Here is a 22,550-nt window from a genome sequence, read left to right on the forward strand (position 1 = left end):
AAGGAGAAGTATATGAAATTCTATAATTTAAACTTTGATTATTGCTGCTGCTATCTTATATTAAACCCTAATAATAATAGTTGTGTCTTAATCGATCCAAAGCTTGACTATATAGATAGATATTTAGATATTTTAAAAGAGAAAAATGGAGTTTTAAAAGCCGTAATAGATACTCATACTCACTGTGATCACATAAGTGCATCTCTATATCTTAAAGAAATTACAGACTGTAAATTCATAATGAATGAGCATACAAATTGTGTATCAATAAATAAAAAGATTAAAAATCATGAAATTATGAATATAGATGGCATTATTCTAAAATTTTTTCATACACCAGGACATACTCTAGATAGTATGTGTATAATATTTGAAGATAAACTTTTGACCGGTGATACGATTCTCTTAGATGGTGCTGGAAGAAGCGATATGTCTACTGGAAACTATGATGACCATTACGATAGCATATATAAAATATCAAAATTGCCTAATCATCTTATTGTGTGTCCAGCTCATAATTACACTGACTCTCCTCCTTATTCTCTTCATCAACTAAAAAAACTCAATCAATTCTTTAAATTAAAAAATAAACGAGAATTTATAAAAGATTCTAGTAAATTAGAACCTCCACCTAAATGGATGGAAGATATATTTAATATAAATATAGACCCTAAAAATAATACATTAAATACGCTATGTAATCAAGATGAATCCTCCCTTCAATGTGGTTATACTAAACCATCTAATACACTTCCAAACTTTTTAGTTAATAAACATAAAGAAGAAGACAGGTGAGGAATTATTCCTCACCTTTTATTTACTATATACTTATATAATATTAATTTTTCATTCTTTATTTTTATCCGTTATTTCAGATACAACGTCGCCAATTATTTTTATTCCTTTTTCAATATCTTCTTCGCTAACTCTGGAAAATCCAAGCCTTATTCTCTCAGAACCATAATCATTGCTATAAAATATATCTCCAGGCATAAATACTACGCCTCTTTTATAGCATTCCTCTAAAACATCTCGGCCTTTAACGCCTTTTAGCTTTATAAAGATATGTAATCCCCCTTCTCCTAGTATATATTCATGTGGAATATATTTTTTTACTTGAATAAGAGTAAAGTTATACTTATCCTTATAATGCTTTCTTATTTTTTTCATATATCTTTTAAAAGCGCCACTTTCCATATATTTATGAAATACTGCCTGATCTAAAAATGATGAGTGAATATTTCTCGCTCTCTTTACACTTTCTAGTTTACTAATTAATTTTTCATCACCAAAAACCCATCCAATTCTAAGGCCTGGGAAAAGTATTTTAGAAAAACTACCAATATATACAATTCCATTTCCCTTTGCACAAAGAGATGCAAGAGGTGCCACATGAGAACTTGAATATAATAACTCTTCATTGAAGCCATCTTCTAATATTGGTACTTTATACTTTTCGCAAATCTCATAAACTTCTTTCCTCTTCTCCCCCTTCATTACTATCCCAGTTGGATTATGATATGAAGGAATTAAGTAAACAAGTTTTGCAGGTTCTTCCCTTAATGTTTTATCTAATAACTTGGTATTTATTCCATCAGCATCCATCTTTACAGACTTTATATTAAGTCCATGAGATTTCATGATTTTTATTGCTGTATTATGAGTAGGTTCCTCACAAATTATAATATCCTTCTGATTTGTAAGAGTACTTAATAATATATCAAATCCTTCTGTAAATCCGTTTGTTATTAATATATCTTTTCCCTCTACATTAACTCCCTTTTTTCTCATATATTCTTTTAAATAATCTATAAGTGGTTTATATCCCTTTGCATATCCATAATTTAAAAGCTTATCTCCTTCTATAGAAAAAACATTCAAAAATGCTCTTTTAAATTCTTCTAGGTCAAAAAGACTTTCATCAGGGGCAATACTTTTAAAGGAAATCATACCTTTTTTCCATGGAAGTTCATTTTTTACTACATCTAATTTTTCACAAATATTGCCATAATCGCTTATCATATTTTCCCAATCTATATATAAGTCGCCTTTACTACTTTTATTTTCTACAGCTATAAATGTCCCTTTTCCTTTTACACTTTCTATAATGCCTTCACTCTCTAATCCCTCATAGGCAGAAATAACAGAGTTTCTACTTATTGAAAGCACTTTACTAACTTCTCTTGTTGAAGGAAGCTTACTTCCTTTTTGAAGTAGTCCCTTTTCTATGCTATCTTTTATGTGCTGTTCTATTTGCACATGTATCTTTTCTTCTTCATTTATTTTAAAGGATGAAAAAATCAAAGAATCACCTACCTCTCTAATTTTATCTCCTTATATTATAACTTATATTTTATCTAAAAATAATTTTTAACTTTAATTATTTCATTATTCTTTTTATATATTCTAGGTACTCTATGCTTTATCATACAAAGTATATCGTAATTTATTGTACCAATAAGTTCTGCCATATCATCAGCATTAAATTTTAAATCTCTATCTTCACCAAGGATAATAACTTCATCCCCAACTTTAACTTCACCAACATCTGTTACATCTATCATACATTGGTCCATACATATTCTACCTATTACATTTGCAAATTTTCCATTTACAATAACTTTAGCCTTTCCACTTAAAAGTCTTGAATATCCATCTGCGTATCCAATTGGAAGAGTTGCAATTATACTATCTCTTTCAGTTTTAAATGTTCTACCATAACTTACATACATGCCTTTTTCTAATTTTTTAACATGTCCTATCTTCGCTTTTAATGTTAATGCAGGTTCTATAGAAAGTCTTTCTTTATTAACTTCATTAGAAGGATAATATCCATATAATATAATTCCAGCTCTAACTGCATCTAAATAAGTCTCTGGTAAATCTATTATAGCTCCACTATTTGATACATGCTTTATTGGTATATTTACCCCATTATTTGAAAGCATTTTTATAAAGTTTTGTATTTTTGCGAATTGATAATTAGTATATTCTTTATCTTCTTCGTCTGCTGTTGAAAAATGCGTAAATATTCCTACTGTTTCTATACCATCTAAAGAAGCAATTTCTAAAACTTCATTTAAGCTCTCTTCATTTGGCATAAATCCTATTCTTCCCATTCCTGTATCTAATGCAATATGAATCTTAGCCTTTTTGCCCATCTTTAAAGCTATCTCTGATAATTGCTTTGCATATTCTAAATCATATACTGTTTGTTCTATATCATATTTTATTAAATCTTGTCCAAACTCTATAGGTGTATATCCTAGTATCATAATTGGAGCTTTAATACCACTTTCTCTAAGCTCTATTGCTTCTGTTATAATTGCAACAGCAAATCTTGAAGCTCCATTTTCTAATAAAACTTCAGCAAGCTCTACAGCACCATGACCATAAGCATCTGCTTTTATTACTGCTATTACTTCTCTATCTCCTGCAACGTTCTTAATATTTCTCATGTTAAATGCTATTTTATCTAAATCTATTTCAGCCCATACAGGTCTTATAATCTTATCCATTAAAAATCACCTCTTAATATATAATCCTATAATACTATTATATTAATGTCCACCTAGAAATGAAGAACCACTAAGAAGCATTTTTTTCCTCCTAGTGGTTCTCTAATTTAAAATATACAATTTAAATATTCTCCTTAGCCTTTATATCCTTATAATTATCATTTACAAATTCTCTTCCAAATATCTCAGTTAATGAATTTATAATCTCTATATTTTCACCAACATAAATAACTATTATATTACCATTTTTAAAAAAATGAGGTATTGCTACCCAATCTACTTTAACGCTTTCTTTTTCATTATTGTATTCACTGACATTTCCTATACAACTTGCATCCTTTTCCATAGCTTTACTATCTTTATATACATATATATCTATCTGCTCTTTATCTACCTTTAGTATTTTTCTATCACCTGATAAGAAATCATCTTCCGCATTTATAATTTCAAATTCATAATTTCTCTCTTCCATACTGTATGCAAAATCATTAATACTAAACTCTTCACTCTTAGGAGTGCAACCCACAATAAAAACCATAATCATAACAAGTACTATCATATACATGCTTTTTTTATACTTACACTTCATATTTTCACTCCTATTAAACATAATATTTCTGTTATCACATAAAATTTTACCTGATTTATTTTTCACTCCTATCCCTCTTATATTCTTCTTAATCCTTTAATATTCTTTTCTTGCTTATTGATCCTTTACCAAACTTTATTTTATATTTATATTATATTTTAATAGGAAATATTTTACAATTAACTTTTTAAAAAATCTGCTCTTATTTTTAAGAGCAGTAATTTTATAATCTTCTATCCTCTTCTTTTACTAATTTATGATTCTTAATACACCACTCTATATCATAAATAAGTCTATCCTTATCCTCCATTAACGTTCCCTTTAAACTTACATAATTAGAAGCGTGGTTACTTCTAAATATTATTTTCTCTTCTGTATTTATATTAATAATTAATTCTTTTATCTCTTTTAATATTTCTATATTGTTTAATAACTTGAATCTACCCTCTTTAATATCATTATAAAGATTAGTATTTTCTTCAACCATAAGACTTAGAACCCCTAAATAATTTGGTGAGATCTTACTTATCAAACTTCCAGTATCCTTTGCGTGAATATGAGAATACTTCTTTCCTCCAATACCAGCAATTACTGTAGCTGATAAAAATATCCCACTTTCTTTTATCTTTTCACATGAATCTATTAACTCATCTCTAGTTGCACCTTTATTTATTTTTTCTAATACAACTTCACTTCCACTCTCTATTCCCATATATACCATTTTTAATCCTAAATCATTTAGTTCCATTAATTCATTTAATGTTTTGTTCTTAATTGATTTTGGAGAAGCATACATAGTTATCCTATTACATTCTGGAAAAACCTTATTTATATATTTTAATATTTTTCTAAGCTTCTCCATAGGAATAATTAAAGCATCACCATCTGCTAAGAAAATTCTTTCTACATTATTGTACATTCTTCTAAATTCATTAATTTCTTTCTTTATTATATCTAATTCTTTTATTGAAAATATTTTTGTCTTATACATACTACAAAAATTACATTTATTATGAGAGCATCCAAGAGTAACTTGAATAATAAGACTATAAGCTTCACTTGGTGGTCTATATAATGGCATATCATACATAACATTAATCTCCTTTAAACATATATTATTTATTATATATAAAAACGCCCACATAATAAATTGTACAATATATTATGCAAGCGTAATTTAATTACTTTTTCTTATTTTCTGAAAACTCCTTAAAGAAGTCTGACATATTTTTTAAATTAAATGTTTCTAAAAGTACATTTTCAGGATCTTTTATTTTCCATTCTCCATCTACTTTCTCTAAATTAACTTTAATAGTTTGGGTAGACTTTTTTAAATTTTTTTCATTAAGTAATTTTATTAAAATATCGCTACACTTCTTAGTTATCTCTTCTTCGCTTTCCCCTTTTAAAGAAGCTTCTAATGAAGTTTGCAAACTTGATTTAATATACTTAGTTGCTATATCATTACCATCAATTGCTGTTACTTCAACATCTACTGTAGCCTCGTTATCTTTTTCATCAGTACCCATTATTTTAAAATCAATACTTGAAAGAACCCTTTTTATTGTATCCTCTTGCTCTTTTGTTATCTCTATTTTAGTAACCTCTTTAACTAAATCCTTATTAGTTAATGTTTTCAATTCCTCTTTGTTACATTCTTTTAAGGCTGTATAAAATTTATCTACAACAGCACTTGGCTTCTCTCCTCCGCAAGCAACTAAAGTAAAAGAAAGCATGCTTGTAAGTAATAAAGCTATTATTTTTTTCATATTTAATTCCCCCTATATTTTTGTTAACATATATATCTTAATATATTTTCTAGTGTTTTGTAATATCATGTTAATTTATTTACAATCTATACTCATTATTCATCTAAATACATATTTGTTAACGGTTCTTAATTTTATTTCATATTTATCGTAATAATGTTCATATAAACTACAATATATATCTATAATTTAAGAATTACCTAAAAATTTTACCACAATATTTACAAAAACTTATTATATGTATTTTTTGAAACTTCAAAATTGGTATTACCTCTATAAGCTCCTATTCAAGCATTTTCTCATCATTCAAATAATATTCAAATTTAGTAAACCAGAGTAAAGTTAAGATTTTAGTAGTATTTCACTTAAAATATTATTTTAATTAGTAAAAATAGTTATATGCGAATATTTTTAGGAATTAAAGTAAAAACTTATAAGGTCTATAATCTTTAAGGTACAGTTAAACAAATGAGGTGTAAAACATGGAAATGAATAAAAGTATAGTAAAGTCATTCGCTAAACATTTAGCTGACGAAACTTTCAATTTAAAATTATGGGATGGAGAAATAACACAAATCGGTGAAGGTGAACCAAAATTCACTATAGTTATAAATAAATTCCCAAGTAAAAAGGATTTATTATCTGATGCTAGTGTAGCTTTAGGTGAAGCTTATATGGATGGAGATATAGATTTTGAAGGAGATCCACAAGAAATATTTGAAAGCATGATGAGAAACAAAGATAGCTTCTTAAATGAAAGCATCTTATTAAAGCTTGCTGGAAAAATTAAAGCGCCTTCACTTTTAAAATCAAAGAAAGATATAGCACATCACTATGATATAGGAAATGACTTCTATAGTTTATGGCTAGATAAAACAATGAGTTATTCATGTGGATATTTTAAAAGTGAAAATGACACTCTTTATGATGCTCAGATGAATAAAATACATCACATACTAAAGAAATTAAACTTACAAGAAGGTCAATCACTTCTTGATATTGGATGTGGATGGGGATACCTTATAATAGAAGCTGCTAAACTTTATAAAGTTAAAGCTATGGGTATAACTTTAAGCGAAGAACAATTTGCAAAAGCAAATCAAAGAATTAAAGAAGAAGGTCTTGAAGATTTAGTTACAGTTAAATTAATGGACTATAGAGATCTAGCTAAATCTGGGTTAGTTTTTGATAGAGTAGTAAGTGTAGGTATGGTAGAACACGTTGGTCATGCAAACATCCCATTATTCTATAAGAATGTTGATGCTGTTTTAAAAGAAGGTGGATTATTCCTACTTCACAATATAACAAACTTAGTTGAAACTGAAGGTAATAAGTGGATAACTACTTATATATTCCCAGGTGGATACTTACCAACTTTAAGAGAAGAAATCCATATTGCTGGAGAACTTAATTTCCATGTTCTTGATGTAGAAAGTTTAAGACTTCACTATATGAAAACATTACAAGAATGGGTTAAGAACTTTGAAGAACATATGGAAGAAGAAAGAGAAATGTTTGATGAAAGATTCTTAAGAATGTGGCATATATACTTATGCTCATGTGCAGCTGCATTCCACTACTGGACTATAGATATACATCAAACACTATATTCAAAGGGAGTAAATAACGATTTACCTTTAACTAGAGATTATCTATACCAAGATTAATATAAAAGTTGATGACAATTAGTCATCAACTTTTTTTATTCTAATTCTCTATAATTTTTACATACGTACCTTCTTTCGCTCTATTATATGCTTTATTATTTAAATTTTTTATATAATAAGACTTTTCACTAGCTCTAAAAGTTTTTTCTTTATAATATACTTTAGGATCTATTAATCTTATTTTATTCTTAATTACTATATCCCATTCTTTTGTATCTTCTATTACTTTCACACCACTATGTAATGATAAAATAAGTTTTCTTACCTCATCTATATTAGACTTTTCTAATTTCTGTATAATCTCGTCATCAGTCTTCATCATATCTTTTAATTTAATTTCTCCACTATCAATTGCTAATTTTATTGCTTTAGATAATCTATCGGAAGCATAAATATTTAATGGATCCATAAAATAATCTATAACTTCTTTATAATAAAGCTCTGTAAACCATATTGCCGTATCCAATGAATCTATAACTATTTCTCCATCGAATATAATTAAAGAATTTATAAACTTATTAATCTCTTCTTTAGATATCTTTTCATCTGCAAACATATCCCTTAATGTATAATCAATTCTATCTGCGCAAAGATCTGGAGCTTTCCTTTCTAATATAGTCCACTTTTCTTCATTTAATAAAATATCTTTATAATCAAATCCATATTTTTTAAGAACAGTTGGTATATCAGATTTTTCTATAACTTCTAAAAATATTTTTTCATGGTAATCCTCATTGCTACATTCTAATGCAAAATCTATAACATGAGAAAATGCAGTATGAGAAATATCATGTAACAGTCCTGCTATTTGCTCTTCTATTGAACCACCCATAATTTTTATAAGTATCATGACACCTACAGAATGCTCATAGCGTGTAACATCACATTTAGGATTAACTAAATAATTTGCTCCACCTTGATGTACATTTTTAAGCCTTTTTACAGCTTTTGTATTTAAAAGTTCCTCTAATACTGGTTCAATTTCTATACTTCCATAAATTTTATCTTTTATAATCATAAACTTTCCCCCTTATACAAACTTCTTCTATTTTATCATAAATTTAATAACACAAATATTCATTTTCAAGCAAATAAAATCTTAATATTTAGGCAAACTAATCTTGTACATTATTATAGCTCTAAGGAGGATTTTTGAAATGGATAATAACAAAAACAGATTAAAAGATCACCCAAAAAGTAATGCTGAGCTTAGAAAAATGTATTCTGAGCAAGGTGCAGAAATCGGAATAGAACATGGTAAAAAGATTGGTAGTCATGCTAATGGAAAGAAATTTACTAAACGTTCAAAGCTTTCTCACAATAAGTAGTTCATTTTAATTACACCCTTATTACATAAGAAAGGAGATAGTATAAATATTTATACCATCTCCTTTTAATTAATATTGTAATTCTTTTAAACATAACCCATGTGCAGGTGCTCTATGTCCTGCCCTTGCTCTATCCTTAGCTTCTATAATTTCATTTATATCTTTAACCTGTATCTTATCTAATCCAACTTCTATTAGTGTTCCAGCTAATATTCTAACCATATTTAACATAAAGCTATTCCCATTAACTTCAACTTTAATTATTCCATCTTTTTTACTTATATCTATATAATTTATAGTTCTTATAGTTGACTTTTTCTTACCCTTAAGACTAGTAAAACTTTCAAAATCATGAGTTCCCACTAATAGCTTAGCAGCTTCTTTCATTTTTTCTATATCTAATTCACTATCTATGTAGTATGCATATTTTTTCAAAAAAACATTTCTATATGTATTATTATCTATAGTATATACGTATGTTTTTGATTTAACATTATATCTTGAATGAAATCTTTCACTAACATTTTTAATTGACTTTATTGCTATATCCTCTGGTAAATATTCTAATAAATACTTAAACATTTTCTCACAAGTCATTACACTATTTGTTGTGAAATTAGCTATATAATTTTCTGCATGAACTCCACTATCAGTTCTACCACATCCTATAATTTTAATTTCTTCACCTGTCATTTTACTTAAAACATTCTCCAGTTTACCTTGTATAGTTACTACATTGCTTCCCTTTTGATTTTGCTTCTGAAAACCCTTATATCTTGTTCCATCATACTGTAATGTAAGTTTTAAATTTCTCATCTATTTGTCTCCTTAAGTTTCTTATAACGTAATAATTATTATATCACATAGAATTTATAATAGTTTCTTTTAACTGAATATTATTAATTTACAGTAAAACAATATATTATTTCAGATATTCTATTATTTTTAGTGTTAAAATATACTTAGAGGTGATATAGATGAAAAATATAAATGATTATATAAAAATTGAAAATGAAGATGGCGTATCTGGAAAGAAAGAGTCAACAAACTTCCACAAAATTACCTTAGATTCAGATAAAGAAAAACAACTAGGTGAAAAAAAATCTAGTGAAATTAGAAAATATTTTAGTGGTTTAAAAAATAAATATGAAGAAGACGATAAAGGTAGATATAGAATCTTAATACCAAGAGATGCTTATGACCTTAAAGTTTTAATTGATGATTTAAATTCAATATTAAACAGCTAGAAAAGGAAGTGCTAATATTAGCACTTCCTTTAATATTATTCTAATTCATTAATCTTGCTATTCTAATATGACATTGTACAGAAACTGTATCTGATAATTTAATGACTCCTGTACTAGTATTTATAAGTGTCAATATAGTTATATTATCTACCATTACTATTGAACTTCCACATAATTGTGCTGATAAGGAAGACGGAACTGTTGAAGTTACAATTTTATTTTTCGTTGCCTTTAATGATACTGAGATTTCTCCAAGTGTTGTTTCTCCTTCAACTACTACTGACCAATCTACTAAATATACTCCTGGCATATTTAACGTAAAAGAGCCTCCATTCCTCACTATCCCTGAAAATGGAATAACGGTTGTATCAAATGGAATTATTCCATTTACTGAAACCTCCTGTCCTTTTTGAAATTGTGCTTGAGCAACCATTCCACCCAAATTTACATATTGTACTGCTGACCATATCCGTCCCTGTTCTCCCGTAGACCCTATTTGCTCTTGTTCTACCACTCTTTCTGTTGTTCTCTCTATTAATCCTTGTCCCCTCTTTACTTCTTCCGATTCTATTAGTCCCTGTTCTTCTGTTTCCCATATTACTTCTTGTTTATCTGTTGCTTCTGTTTCCTCTATTGGCTCTCTTGAATCTATCTCACCTTTAGATTCTTTTATAAATGTATATTTCTTCTTATTATTACAACAAATTTTAATAAAAGCTTTATTTTTATATTCCTTATTTATTAAAATAGCAACATTTAACGTATTTATTGAAAATTCTATTGTTAATTTTGTTTTTCCATATACCTCCCATTCCTTAATCATTTTTGATATATCTAATTCTATTAACTCATACTCATGACATATATTAAAAGATATTATTTCTTCAGAGAGAACATACATAACATTGGAATTAAGCTCATCCTGTGAATTTTCTCTTTTACCTATAATTTTAATACTAAGTTCTACATGTTCGTTTTCATCTGTATTTTTATCTGACTTCATATTATATTTATTTATTTTTTTTATATAGAAATTAAAACTGATTTTCCGTATAAATAAATCCATAAAATCCTCTGGATATATATCAAATGTAAATATTCCACTATATTTATGAATTATATTCGTCTCTTGTATAAGTCCTACTAAAATATGATCTAATCCATTAATTCTCTTATAATCGTTAAGTGATGATACTTCAAAAGTATCTCCCCGTATAGATATTCTCCGTATAATCATTTAAAGCATCCTTTTTATTCATCAACATTATATAATATCCATTTATTATTCTGTGTGTTAATTAAATAGTAAATAAAAGAGCATCATAAAATGATGCTCTAAACCTTAAATATATAAAGCTGTTATTTATATTACTAAATTTAACCTTTTGAATATGGTTCTATATGAATATTTATCTCTTTAATATAAGGTAATTCTGATATTATGAGCTTTTCTAATTTATGAGAAATTTCATGAGCACTACATAATGTTTTATTGTGATCAATTAATATACTCATATCAATATATGCATAGGATCCATGCTTTCTTGATTTTATACTACTAATACCTTTTATATCACTATAGTTATTTGCAATTGAATTTATAAGTTTTAGATCTTTAGGATTAATAGATGTATCCATTAATTCATTACAAGATGTTTTGAATATATCAACACCTACTTTTACTACTACTAAAGCTACTGTAATTGAAGCAATAGGATCAAGTATCTTAAATCCTAAAATTGCACCTCCAATTCCTATAAAGGCAGCTATTGATGATAATGCATCAGATCTATGATGCCAAGCATCTGCCTTTAAAGATGGGGAATTTATTTTCTTAGCTACTTTTATTGTTATTCGATACTGATATTCTTTTACTAGTATAGATATTACTGATACTATAAGTGGCAAAATAGTTGGGGTACCTAGACCACTAGGATTAAACAAAGCTTTTATCCCTTGTATTCCTATATCTAAAGCTACAATTATTAGAACTGCAGATAGTATAAATGCTACTATAGTCTCAGCTTTCTCATGTCCATATTGATGTTCAACATCTTTAGGCTTTCTAGATATTTTATTTCCAATTAATACTCCTACTGAGGTTACTATGTCGGATGCAGAATGTAAACCATCTGCTATTATTGCATTAGATTTTCCTATTACACCTGCAAAAATTTTTATTATTGTTAGAAATATATTTAGCACTATAGAAATTACTGTTACCTTATTAGATTCATTATACCTTTTTTCCATAAGACTTACTCCTTTATTATCAACTGATAATATATTGTATGCTAAAATACTATATTTTGCCATAATTTAATCTATGATTAATAATTATCAATTGATAAACTAAATCATTTATTATAAAAAAAGAGTATCATTTAGATACTCTTTAAACTTATATATTTTTCTTTTTATTTCTTTTATAGTTCATGTCATATAATAATATCTGTTCATTCTTACTATTGAATCTCTCCATAAAAACTCTTATATATTGGCACTCTTCATCAATCTAAGAATATTTAATATAGCTTCTTCATCAATACTATTTCTATTCATCTCTGAAACTGTACATATATTTGTTATACCTGTAAGTCTCTCAATTACTTTTTTATTATCCTTATGTATTATATCATCTTCATCATATCCATTTAGTATTATCCCTTTAACTTCTATTCCAATGCTCTTTAAATGATTTACAGTAAGTATTGTATGATTTATAGTTCCAAGACCAGCTCTTGCAACTAATATAGTAGATAATCCTAAGTCTTTTATAATATCCTCTAGAAGTATTATTTCGTCTCCTTCTATTTTTATTGGACAAATAATACCTCCACTACCTTCTACTATTAAAAACTCATATTTCTCCATCATATTTTCATAATCGGATATAATTTTCTGTAAGTTTATATCAACCTCTTCAACATGTGCTGCTAAATGTGGTGAATATGGATTTTTTAATGTATATGAAATCATATTGCTATACTCCTCTTTAAGACCAGACATTTCACAAACTTCCTGTGCATCTCCAGGTATTAACTCACCATCTTTTTCTATAGCTCCACTTAATGCCCCTTTAAAATATCCTGCATTAATTCCATAATCTCTTAATGCTTTTACTAACAGTGAGGAAATAAACGTCTTTCCTACTTCTGTATCTGTCCCTGTTACAAATATTCCACTTTTCATTACCTTCACCTTCAATTCTACTATTTGTTAAAGCCATATATTTTCTATAAGTAAATTATTAATCTAATCTTCTATACTACTAAATTACTTTATAAATTCTAAATTTACTTACTCTAAATTCTATACCTATTTTACCTTTTATAATAGTCTATCATTATTTTGAGTAATTTTCTATAATCCAATTCTTTTTCATAAAATTAACTCCCTTATAAAATATTTGTTTTATACTTATATAAATTTCATAAAATGTTGTAATAAAATTCAACTTACTTTTTACTGTTTTTATTTCTTCCTACTCTGTTTCTTCTATTATTACTATTTATTTAAAATTAATAGCTAAGCATTAAAATGCTTAGCTATTAATAATTTATTTATATTAAACAATATTTACTATTCAAATTTTTCTATTCTTTCCATCATTCTTCTATAACGAAATCTTGCCATCTCATTTAATTTCTTAACATCTTCCTCATTACCTACAAATTGACATCTTAAGCAATAATATTCATCCTTTTCTTTCTCGTAAAACATATCAATATCTAAATCTCTCATAAAACATGATGGACACCTATAATTTAATTTACCTTTTCCAGCTTGAGACATGTAATCAACTCCTCATTGTTTTTTATTTCTTTACTTAGTCCAATTGTAAACATTGGTGAGAAAGCATATCCTTCTTTTATATATCCTTTAACATCGCAATTTAAAGCTTTTAATGATATCTTAGTATCTACTTGTGGAACAATAGCTTCTACTAATTTTAAATTATTTATATTCTCTTCTCGACATTTATATCCATAAGTAATTTCCTTTTCCTCTTCATCATTTCTACATCTTAATGTAATTCCAAGCATATCTTCTGGATATTCTGTCGTTCCGTAGCATGCAGTCATATATTCATTTATTTGAACTTTAGCATCCTCAATACTTGATTTTGTAATCTTACGTGATACTACTATTTCTCCAGTATCCTCTGCAAATGTAAATTCTGAAATAAGTTCTATTGTTAATTTATTAAATTTAATTTCTACTGGATTAAGAGTTAAAATTCTATTCTTTCCCTTTTGTGAAAATTTAGCCTTTGTACGACATAAACATAAATCAACTTCTTCTCCATCATAAGCTAACTTACAACTTCTTATTGTTCCTTCTCCGGCATAATGTGTAAAATAACCTGCACGGTACATTGCTTGTATTAAATAAGGATATGATGCATCTTGTACATGTTTTGTTCCAATTCCAACTGGACGCTCTAATTTTGCAACATATGGTCTTAAATCAATTAATGCTCCACCTTGATTCATATCTATACATGTACGCATATATGGATCACTGTACCAGAATAATTGTTTTTCTGAACCATAAAGAATATCCTTCCATAATGCACATTCTGGCTCAGTATAAGTTTTATTCTCCCTATACCACTTTGCAAACTCAGTCATTGTCATTTCTGTAAGTTCTCCCTCATCTCTAAGTTTTGCATAATATGCCATACCATCGCGATAACTTTTTTCTAATAATTCATATGGAGCTTCCCATCGCCCCATCTTATTCATCCATCCAGGACCTACAAACATCATATTATAAGAATAGCCATTGTTATATTTTTTAAGAGATCTGTATTGATCTATTAAATTGTACAGATATGGATATTCACCATCTTTATAAATCATACCTCTTAAAACATTTTGTGGGTGAGTCCCAAAATTTGATCCATTTCCATCAAAACAAGCAAGTAAATCTCTTGAAAGGTGAGGAATTGCAACTATTCCGCTATCCTCATACTCATTAGCTGCTGGTGCATGAGTATTAGCTTTTGATGGAATCCATGGATTCCATGGACCTCCATCAAATAGTGTATACCAAGAATTATTACATGTTCTATACGCCTTTGGACCTTCTTCCCAACATGTTGCAACAGCACACTTTACAGTAGGATATTTACTTTTAATGTAATTAGTTAATTCAGCATCCATGTAATATGATCCTGTTGATTCCGGATAAAAACCAAATACTTCATAAAATTTACTAAATACATCATTTACTATTGAAATTTTATCCTCCATTGAAAACATCCAAATACAAAAATCTTTAGTTTTATATTTATCGCGGAACTCTTTGCATGGAAGACCTAGCAATGTAAGTGATATTTCATCTCCATACTTTTCATGATGCTCCTTTGCAAGATTTATAGCTTCTTCATTAAATAAACTTGCATAAGTCATTTGAATTGTTGTCTTAAATCCATTTTCGTGAGCAATTTCCTGCTGAAGCTTAAATATATCAAGGGATTCGGTAATTAAACTCTCTCTAGTAATATCCTCTTCTTTTCCCTGATCAGTTATTTTTTGTGAATACTCAGGAACCATTTCCGGCCTGTGTACTATATTTAATATAAACTTGTCCATAAATATCCTCCAATATAAATTCTTTTATCTTACAACTCTTTTCTTGTATACAATAACTCCACCTACTAAAGCAATAATTCCAATAGTTATAAGTAAAATTGGATTTCTTCCTGTTGCAGGTAAATTATTTTTATCACTATCATCTTCTAAATCATTATTACTTTCATTTGAATTATTATCACTATTTACATCATTATCACTATTATTTTCATTATTGTTACTACTATCTTCTTTATTAAGAACTAAACATTTAATTGCTAATTCTAATCTTTCTATTGCATTATCCACCTCTTCTTGAGTTGCATTTTCATTATTTAATACATCTTCTCCCTTAGATAAAGCATCTTTAAACTTCTTAAAGCTTTCTGCTGTATACTTTTCTTCATTTTTATCTTTATTTTTTTCTATTAATTCTTTAAGAACGTTCTTATTTACTACTGGCTTTTCGTCAGTTGGCTTTTCTATTAAACCTTTAATTGCTAATTCTAATTCTTTTATTGCATTTTCCACCTCTTCTTTAGTTGCATTTTCATTGTTTAATACATTTTCTCCCTTAGATAAAGCATCCTTGAACTTCTTAAAACTTTCTTCTGTATACTTTTCTTCATTTTTATCTTTATTTTTTTCTATTAATTCTTTAAGAGCGTGCTTATTTACTACTGGTTTTTCTTCTTCATAAAAATTACTAATATCCAATTTATCTAGACTTCCTGATTTTTTTTCATCTGAATAAAATTTAATCTTATTAATTCCTTCTTTAACTGCAATCTCAATTTCTTTTTTGGAAATTCCCAATGTCTTATCGAAATTTACAGAATTTTTATCCCCCTCATTAACCTTATAATCCATTTTGAAGTTTTCTTTTCCTTCATAATAGATATTTGCTTTATATCTACCACTTTTATTAGCATCTATTGAAAGTGTAACTGAGTTGTTTTCTCCGTCAGAAATTCCTGACAACCATCTACCATTTGATGCATCTTCTTCTACTAAAATTTTAGAAGTGCCTGTGAAAGTATTCATATATGATTCGAACTCTAAAGTTTTATTATTTATACTAATTGTATCTCCTTCTAAAATTATTCCAGCTATTCCATTTGCTCCAATTGAATCAATTGTGACTTCAACAGAGCCATCCTTATTTACTTTTAAGGTATTTTCTACTGGTTTAATATTTATTGATGAGCTAGTTGTCATTGAATAAACCTTTGCCTTTATATTTGCTCCACTTTTAAAAGGTAAATTATTCATTTTAACTGTTATATTTCCATACTCTTCATTTGAATAATTTGTTAAGAATGCAATAGGATTCCCTGCTATATTTATAGCTCCTATTCCATCACTTATTTTACTATTCTTAACTTCTGTAGATTTAACTTTAAAATCCCCATCTCCAAGTCCTAATTTTTTTGATAGTAGATTCCATGTTTTAGTAAATGTTGCAAGAGTAGGTGAACCATTATTCCATGCATAAACTCCCTTTCCTCTTTCAACCCATCCTTTACTTGCTTCATAGTCGTCCATAGGAACATCACTTGGATAGCATGTATAATATCCTCCACCTGAATAACCATCAATCATCATATCAATTAAATTTCTTCCGTGATATGACATACTTTTAGCTCCAGTGTGATACTCATGAGGTTGTCCTGTACTTGCATTATATTCATTTAAAAATATAGGCATTTCTTTCCCTGTTTTATCTCTAAGCCAATATTTAAGATTTCTACTATTAGCTCCTTCATTTGATGTATCTTGATTTGCAGGTCTTGATCCATATTTATGAATAGATACAAATTCTACTCTATCATGCCAATTTTCATATTCTTTTGAAAATAAGGTTCCAAGAACTCCATATTCTCCGCCCCAGCTATCATCTGATCCTCCACCTAATTTCATTGTTGGTTTTGCATTAGGATTTCCTGTAAACTCTATTTCTGCTTCATACATAGCATCAATTGCTTGATACATTGTATCTGCTGCAATCAAGTTAACTTTATTGCTTGATGGATATTGGGTTCCATCTGGTCTAAGTTGATTTCCTCCTTGTGGAATATACCAATGTGGCTCGTTTAACAATTCATAATAATCAGCATATGGCTTTAGCATTTTATATACCTTTTTAACTATATCTCTAAATATTTCCCAATCCTTCGGAGCACTATTACAAGCTTTCTCCGTATGCGGTGCACCTGGAAGTGGATATCCTGATGCTAACCATTCAGGAATTTGGAACGTCATTACCATAACATCAAATCCCATTTCTTTAGCTTTTTTAACCCAACTCATAAGCCTATCAGTATTCCAATTTTCAGGATTTGACATTCCATTTAAATACTTTCCATGACTTCTATAATACTCCATATCTTTTTTATAACCTTCAACTGAGAATTGACGTTTAACACCATCTGGTCCTTCAACATAGTAGTAATCTGCTTCAACATAACTTGGTTGGCCTGGTTTAATATCTGAGTTACTAGCCCAATCTGTATTTGGAGTTTTAGTCCAAACTGGTAATATTTCTTGAAGACGAGCATCTGCTCTCATAAATTTAACGCCCATATCATCCCTTAACATTTCCCAAACCTTTGAATGATTTCCAATATCATTATCCTTTTTATTAATGCTTGGGTAATGAGTTACTCCAAATATATCTTTAGAACCTTCTGCTATTGTGTTTCCATAATCAATATTTATACTTCCACCATCAATTGGTTTAACAACAGTAATTGAAGAAGTAGCCTCATAACCACCATCTACAGATTTCGCAGTTATTATTGCATTCCCGCTTTCTGAAATTGCTTTTATAGTTATTTTATTTCCAATTTCTTTTTCAATTTTTACTACATTTGAATTAGAGGTTGTCCAGACTACATCTTTAGTTTCTGCATTTTCTGGACTTATAGTTGCTTCAATAACTGCCTCTTCATCCTTTTTCATTGTTATATTCTTTGGATTAACTTCTATACTTGCAACTGCATTTTTTACAACTAATTTAAATGAATTAGAAATATCATTGTTTCCTTGAATATTGGCAGTAATTACTGCTTCTCCAGTCTTAATTGGTGTTAGTAACCCTGAATTACTTACAGATACAACATCCGGATTACTTGATGTATATTCTAATTTATTTGATGTGCCTGAGTTTTCTGGGAATATTCTGCCATCTACAGTAAAGTCTTTACGCTCTAATGGAAGAATATACCTCATATTACCCCCACTTCCCTCTGTTCCTAGTTTATCAAGATTTTGAAAACCAATTGATAACTTTATATCTTTAGGAACTAGTACTAATTTATCAGCATTTAATTCACCAGAATCGGTCCAAAATTTAATAGTATTATTATTTCCTGCATTTAAATTAATATCAAATTCTACAGGTTTACTTAAACTTCCATTACTTCCATCTATAATCTTAGATTCGTTACCATTTACAGAAACATTAATCCTTGAATTCTTTCCTAATATATAAAGTAATGCTCTATAAGTTCCATCTCCATCTGCCTGAACTTTTCTTAAAGTAACAAAGTTATCTACTCCATTAAAATTTTTTACAATTCTATTAAATGAAGCTTCTGTCTTCCATGTAATTTCAGTATTTCCTCCAAAATGATTATCTTGACTTTCAAATTCATATATTGTTTGTGCAGGCAATTCTTTATGTCTTCCATTCTTAACAATGATACCTGTTGCACCGTTTGATGGAATAGATGGAATAGTTGCATTTAATATACCATTTACAACCTTTCCAGCTACCTTTACATATGGAGAATTTACATCCTTCCCTGCACTTGCAACATAACATTCAAGCTCTACATCTCCATCTTCATATGGAATATTTTTAAGCTCTAAAGTAATATTTCTCTTCTCATCACTAAAGTTTGTTGCTAATATAACTGGTTCTCCTAAACTATTTATCATAGCTATTGAGTCATCTACAATCCAGTTACTTCCCATATCTGTGGAAACAACTTTAAAATCACCACTCCCTAACTTAAGCTTATTTGAAAGTAAATTCCAAGCTTTTGCAAAAGGATTCAATATAACATCACCATTTTCATTTACTTTATATGTGTAACTTGAAGGAGATTGCTTATTTGATGTAGTACTATTAAATAAAATTCCACTCCAGCCATCTCTCATCCCTTTAAATAAAGCTGATGCCTGTTGCTTTATTCCTACATTTTCAGTTATGTTCTCATCTGGGGTATTTGAGTTTTTGGAGACAGTTGTCCAACCTGTCATATAAATAGGTAAATCTGCATTTTCAGACCATCTTCTAATACTTTTCCTTCCCTCTTTAAATTCACCAAAATAATCTTTTTCACTTGAATTAACGTTTACATCATATGCTCTAACAGATACATATTGGATCAAACTTTTATCCTTTTCATTCTTATATTCATTTAAAAGATTTTCTATTTTTCCAAGTCTAGAATCATTTTTGTTAGTAAGTACATATCCAGGTCCACCAATTTTATAGTTAGCACTTACAGACCTAACTGCTTTTGCTGTTTTAAAATAAACATCAATAAAATCATTGCTACTTAATGCTGAATCTGGAACTATTTCTACAAATTTTATTATGTCCTTATAGTCATTTGCTTCATTTAAAAATTCTTTAATCATAGATGTATATTTGCCTTCATCATCAAATTTTTTATCATTATTTAAATCTAACCATGATGGTAAATTAATGAATTCCAGCATAACATCCATTCCTGCCCCCTTAGCTCTTGTTAACTGTCCAGATGCTACATGTAAGTATTCTTCTTTTACATTTGTATCAATTTCACCATTCTTATTTGGATATAGTCTTGCTAAATCTACAGGTACTTTTATTAACTTAACACCCATTTCGTTATTCATTAAAGACCATGCTAATTGTTCATTAGGATTCGGTATTCCAGACCCTCCAAATAAATACTTACTTCCAGTTCCAATACTGGTGTTATAATCTACAATAATTTGAGCTTTGTCTTTACTTGATGTTAAAACTTTAGCCTCAACTACCATACTAGATAACATTCCAACAGCTATTGCAGAAGATATAATTCTTTTAAAATTTCCTTTTAAAATTTTCATTTCTACCTCCTAAATTATTCTATTAAATTTTAGTCTTTAACTGATCCAGCTATCATTCCATCTACTATATACTTTTGAGCAAATACATATATAACTAATATAGGTAATATAGTTAATATAATGAATGCACAAACATAATTCCACTTATATGTCATATATCCAACGAAATTATATATGCTCATAGGAAGAGTATTCTTCGCTGCATCTGTGATGAAGTATAATGAAATTTGAAAATCATTCCAAACCCCCATGAATATTATTATTATATTTGTAAACGTGGCTGGTTTTAAAAGTGGGAATATTACTTTAAAGAACATTTTGATAGGTGAACATCCGTCAAGCATAGCAGCTTCATCTAAAGTTTTAGGTATACTTTTCATGAATCCTGAGTAAAGCATAATACTTAAAGGTAATTTGACAGCTACATGAATAAGTATTACAGCTGCATAACTTCCACTTAATCCAAGCGCTTTAACAATTGCTACTTCTGGAATTAATGCTATTGGTGCTATTAATCCTATTAAAAAATAATTTGATGTTAATTTTGCTATTTTATCAGTTCTTCTCGATATAACAAATGCTGCTGCAGATCCTATTAAAACTGTTATTACTACAGTACTTCCTGTTATAAATATACTATTTATAAATGCCCTTATAAGTTTTCCTTCTCTAATTACATATGGGTAATTTTCAAACATGAATTTCTCAGGTAAACTTAGCCCTACAACTGCTGACTCTGGAACTGTCTTAAATGAATTTAGTAAAACTAAGTATAATGGCATTATTACTACAACTGCCATAATACAGCATAGTGCATATATCACTACTTTATTTCCAATTTTCCTATTCTTTTTTGAAATTGCCATTATTGATACTCCCTTCGTTTAAGAGTTTTAAGTAAAGGTGTAATAACAAGTAATATAAGAAGTAATTGCACAACATTTATTGCTGATGCATATCCCATAGTTCCTGTTCTCATTGCATCATAGGATAATTTACTAATAACTTGTGTTGCTCCATTTGGCCCCCCATTTGTCATAGACATTATGATGTCAAATACATTAAATCCTCCTATAACACATAGTGTTATTGTAGTATTTATTGTTGGCCTTAAAAGTGGTAATGTAATTTCCTTAAACTTCTGAAATCTTGTAGCTCCATCAATACGAGCCGCTTCATAAAGTTCAGAAGGTATTGATTGTAATCCAGCTAAAATAATAGCAACATTAAATCCTATCCATATCCATGATTCTACTCCTGCAACAGAATATAAAGCTATATTTGGATCTCCAAGCCAATTCATAGCAATAGATTCTAGTCCTATTCCTCTAAGAATTATGTTTAATACCCCTGTTTCGGGTTGTAGTATAAAGCTAAATACATATCCGATTACTAATGTACCTATTGTACAAGGTAAAAAGGAAACTGCTCTGAAAAAATTTCTTCCTTTAAACTTATTATTTAGAAGTATCGCTATTAAAAGTCCAAGTGAAACTTTAACTATTGTAGTTATAATTGCAAAAATAACCACGTTCCAAAGCGCTGGCATAAAGCTTGTTGATGTAAATAAGTCCTTAAAATTTTCTAACCCTACAAACTGTGGATTGCTAAAATTATATATATTCCAATTTGTAAAAGAAAATATAAATCCACCTACTATTGATCCTATATAAAATATAGTGAAAATAATTAATGCTGGTATCATTAAATACAAAGGATAATATTTTTTTTCTAATTTGCCCATTTA

The 22,550-nt window shown here is 28.4% G+C and carries 19 protein-coding genes; 4 read left to right on the forward strand and 15 right to left on the reverse strand.

Annotated features, from left to right (window positions below; translation table 11 throughout):
- Window positions 1-12 precede the first annotated feature (12 nt).
- Window positions 13-795 (forward strand): MBL fold metallo-hydrolase, encoded by a 783-nt coding sequence (locus K5V21_RS02065; protein WP_221858737.1) that lies wholly within the window; start codon window positions 13-15, stop codon window positions 793-795.
- A gap of 51 nt (window positions 796-846) precedes the next feature.
- On the opposite strand, the gene pdxR is transcribed toward K5V21_RS02065, so the two are convergent.
- The 5 genes from pdxR to K5V21_RS02090 form a co-directional block, all read right to left on the reverse strand.
- Window positions 847-2,304 (reverse strand): MocR-like pyridoxine biosynthesis transcription factor PdxR, encoded by a 1,458-nt coding sequence (pdxR, locus tag K5V21_RS02070; RefSeq protein ID WP_221858739.1) that lies wholly within the window; start codon window positions 2,302-2,304, stop codon window positions 847-849.
- Window positions 2,305-2,357: 53 nt separating this feature from the next.
- On the reverse strand, window positions 2,358-3,518 hold the full coding sequence (gene alr, locus K5V21_RS02075) for an alanine racemase (protein WP_221858741.1): 1,161 nt from the start codon (window positions 3,516-3,518) through the stop codon (window positions 2,358-2,360).
- A 121-nt stretch (window positions 3,519-3,639) separates the two neighbouring features.
- On the reverse strand, window positions 3,640-4,107 hold the full coding sequence (locus tag K5V21_RS02080) for a hypothetical protein (protein ID WP_221858743.1): 468 nt from the start codon (window positions 4,105-4,107) through the stop codon (window positions 3,640-3,642).
- A gap of 223 nt (window positions 4,108-4,330) precedes the next feature.
- Complete coding sequence (locus K5V21_RS02085; RefSeq protein ID WP_221858745.1) at window positions 4,331-5,197, reverse strand: radical SAM protein; 867 nt, start codon at window positions 5,195-5,197, stop codon at window positions 4,331-4,333.
- A 91-nt stretch (window positions 5,198-5,288) separates the two neighbouring features.
- Complete coding sequence (locus K5V21_RS02090) at window positions 5,289-5,876, reverse strand: lipoprotein (protein ID WP_221858747.1); 588 nt, start codon at window positions 5,874-5,876, stop codon at window positions 5,289-5,291.
- A 482-nt stretch (window positions 5,877-6,358) separates the two neighbouring features.
- Here K5V21_RS02090 and K5V21_RS02095 point away from each other — a divergent pair, with 482 nt between their 5' ends.
- Entirely contained in the window at window positions 6,359-7,543 is a 1,185-nt protein-coding gene (locus tag K5V21_RS02095) for an SAM-dependent methyltransferase (RefSeq protein ID WP_221858749.1), read from the forward strand.
- A gap of 40 nt (window positions 7,544-7,583) precedes the next feature.
- Here the strand turns inward: K5V21_RS02095 and K5V21_RS02100 are convergent, their stop codons facing one another.
- Window positions 7,584-8,561, reverse strand: coding sequence for an HD domain-containing protein (locus K5V21_RS02100; protein WP_221858751.1), 978 nt, complete (start codon window positions 8,559-8,561; stop codon window positions 7,584-7,586).
- A 139-nt stretch (window positions 8,562-8,700) separates the two neighbouring features.
- On the opposite strand from K5V21_RS02100, the gene K5V21_RS02105 reads away from it, so the two are divergent.
- Entirely contained in the window at window positions 8,701-8,871 is a 171-nt protein-coding gene (locus K5V21_RS02105) for a hypothetical protein (protein ID WP_204596104.1), read from the forward strand.
- 69 nt (window positions 8,872-8,940) lie between these two features.
- Here the strand turns inward: K5V21_RS02105 and truA are convergent, their stop codons facing one another.
- On the reverse strand, window positions 8,941-9,687 hold the full coding sequence (gene truA, locus K5V21_RS02110) for a tRNA pseudouridine(38-40) synthase TruA (protein ID WP_221858753.1): 747 nt from the start codon (window positions 9,685-9,687) through the stop codon (window positions 8,941-8,943).
- A 161-nt stretch (window positions 9,688-9,848) separates the two neighbouring features.
- Between truA and K5V21_RS02115 the strand changes: the two genes are divergently transcribed.
- Window positions 9,849-10,118 carry a hypothetical protein gene (locus tag K5V21_RS02115; protein ID WP_221858755.1) on the forward strand — a complete coding sequence of 90 codons (270 nt, stop codon included), beginning with the start codon at window positions 9,849-9,851 and terminating at the stop codon, window positions 10,116-10,118.
- Between the two features lie 40 nt (window positions 10,119-10,158).
- On the opposite strand, the gene K5V21_RS02120 is transcribed toward K5V21_RS02115, so the two are convergent.
- From K5V21_RS02120 to K5V21_RS02155, 8 genes are all read right to left on the reverse strand, one after another.
- The gene (locus K5V21_RS02120) at window positions 10,159-11,355 is read right to left on the reverse strand and encodes a hypothetical protein (RefSeq protein WP_221858757.1); all 1,197 of its coding nucleotides are present in this window, start codon (window positions 11,353-11,355) and stop codon (window positions 10,159-10,161) included.
- 140 nt (window positions 11,356-11,495) lie between these two features.
- On the reverse strand, window positions 11,496-12,371 hold the full coding sequence (locus tag K5V21_RS02125; RefSeq protein ID WP_221858759.1) for a cation diffusion facilitator family transporter: 876 nt from the start codon (window positions 12,369-12,371) through the stop codon (window positions 11,496-11,498).
- A 237-nt stretch (window positions 12,372-12,608) separates the two neighbouring features.
- Window positions 12,609-13,310 carry a dethiobiotin synthase gene (gene bioD / locus K5V21_RS02130; protein ID WP_221858761.1) on the reverse strand — a complete coding sequence of 234 codons (702 nt, stop codon included), beginning with the start codon at window positions 13,308-13,310 and terminating at the stop codon, window positions 12,609-12,611.
- Between the two features lie 390 nt (window positions 13,311-13,700).
- Window positions 13,701-13,913 carry a hypothetical protein gene (locus tag K5V21_RS02135; RefSeq protein WP_221858763.1) on the reverse strand — a complete coding sequence of 71 codons (213 nt, stop codon included), beginning with the start codon at window positions 13,911-13,913 and terminating at the stop codon, window positions 13,701-13,703.
- Window positions 13,886-15,718 carry a hypothetical protein gene (locus K5V21_RS02140; RefSeq protein WP_221858765.1) on the reverse strand — a complete coding sequence of 611 codons (1,833 nt, stop codon included), beginning with the start codon at window positions 15,716-15,718 and terminating at the stop codon, window positions 13,886-13,888. The genes K5V21_RS02135 and K5V21_RS02140 overlap by 28 nt, the downstream gene beginning before the upstream one ends.
- Before the next feature lie 24 nt (window positions 15,719-15,742).
- Complete coding sequence (locus tag K5V21_RS02145) at window positions 15,743-20,803, reverse strand: Ig-like domain-containing protein (protein ID WP_221858767.1); 5,061 nt, start codon at window positions 20,801-20,803, stop codon at window positions 15,743-15,745.
- Window positions 20,804-20,832: 29 nt separating this feature from the next.
- Window positions 20,833-21,669: a carbohydrate ABC transporter permease gene (locus K5V21_RS02150; protein ID WP_221858769.1), complete on the reverse strand. Its 837-nt coding sequence runs from the start codon at window positions 21,667-21,669 to the stop codon at window positions 20,833-20,835.
- Window positions 21,669-22,547 (reverse strand): carbohydrate ABC transporter permease, encoded by an 879-nt coding sequence (locus K5V21_RS02155; RefSeq protein WP_221858771.1) that lies wholly within the window; start codon window positions 22,545-22,547, stop codon window positions 21,669-21,671. Before K5V21_RS02155 ends, K5V21_RS02150 begins: the two co-directional genes overlap by 1 nt.
- Between the last annotated feature and the right edge of the window lie 3 nt (window positions 22,548-22,550).

This window comes from Clostridium sardiniense (assembly GCF_019753795.1).
Classification (GTDB): Bacteria; Bacillota; Clostridia; order Clostridiales; family Clostridiaceae; genus Clostridium; species Clostridium sardiniense.

What these genes read in the sequence shown, in the direction of transcription:
- K5V21_RS02085 (WP_221858745.1), bottom strand. Translation starts at nt 5,197, where the DNA reads ATGTATGATATGCCATTATATAGACCACCAAGTGAAGCTTATAGTCTT.
- K5V21_RS02145 (WP_221858767.1), bottom strand. Translation starts at nt 20,803, where the DNA reads ATGAAAATTTTAAAAGGAAATTTTAAAAGAATTATATCTTCTGCAATA.
- alr (WP_221858741.1), bottom strand. Translation starts at nt 3,518, where the DNA reads ATGGATAAGATTATAAGACCTGTATGGGCTGAAATAGATTTAGATAAA.
- K5V21_RS02125 (WP_221858759.1), bottom strand. Translation starts at nt 12,371, where the DNA reads ATGGAAAAAAGGTATAATGAATCTAATAAGGTAACAGTAATTTCTATA.
- K5V21_RS02100 (WP_221858751.1), bottom strand. Translation starts at nt 8,561, where the DNA reads ATGATTATAAAAGATAAAATTTATGGAAGTATAGAAATTGAACCAGTA.
- K5V21_RS02135 (WP_221858763.1), bottom strand. Translation starts at nt 13,913, where the DNA reads ATGTCTCAAGCTGGAAAAGGTAAATTAAATTATAGGTGTCCATCATGT.
- K5V21_RS02065 (WP_221858737.1), top strand. Translation starts at nt 13, where the DNA reads ATGAAATTCTATAATTTAAACTTTGATTATTGCTGCTGCTATCTTATA.
- K5V21_RS02080 (WP_221858743.1), bottom strand. Translation starts at nt 4,107, where the DNA reads ATGAAGTGTAAGTATAAAAAAAGCATGTATATGATAGTACTTGTTATG.
- K5V21_RS02115 (WP_221858755.1), top strand. Translation starts at nt 9,849, where the DNA reads ATGAAAAATATAAATGATTATATAAAAATTGAAAATGAAGATGGCGTA.
- K5V21_RS02105 (WP_204596104.1), top strand. Translation starts at nt 8,701, where the DNA reads ATGGATAATAACAAAAACAGATTAAAAGATCACCCAAAAAGTAATGCT.
- K5V21_RS02155 (WP_221858771.1), bottom strand. Translation starts at nt 22,547, where the DNA reads ATGGGCAAATTAGAAAAAAAATATTATCCTTTGTATTTAATGATACCA.
- K5V21_RS02095 (WP_221858749.1), top strand. Translation starts at nt 6,359, where the DNA reads ATGGAAATGAATAAAAGTATAGTAAAGTCATTCGCTAAACATTTAGCT.
- bioD (WP_221858761.1), bottom strand. Translation starts at nt 13,310, where the DNA reads ATGAAAAGTGGAATATTTGTAACAGGGACAGATACAGAAGTAGGAAAG.
- K5V21_RS02120 (WP_221858757.1), bottom strand. Translation starts at nt 11,355, where the DNA reads ATGATTATACGGAGAATATCTATACGGGGAGATACTTTTGAAGTATCA.
- K5V21_RS02090 (WP_221858747.1), bottom strand. Translation starts at nt 5,876, where the DNA reads ATGAAAAAAATAATAGCTTTATTACTTACAAGCATGCTTTCTTTTACT.
- K5V21_RS02150 (WP_221858769.1), bottom strand. Translation starts at nt 21,669, where the DNA reads ATGGCAATTTCAAAAAAGAATAGGAAAATTGGAAATAAAGTAGTGATA.
- truA (WP_221858753.1), bottom strand. Translation starts at nt 9,687, where the DNA reads ATGAGAAATTTAAAACTTACATTACAGTATGATGGAACAAGATATAAG.
- K5V21_RS02140 (WP_221858765.1), bottom strand. Translation starts at nt 15,718, where the DNA reads ATGGACAAGTTTATATTAAATATAGTACACAGGCCGGAAATGGTTCCT.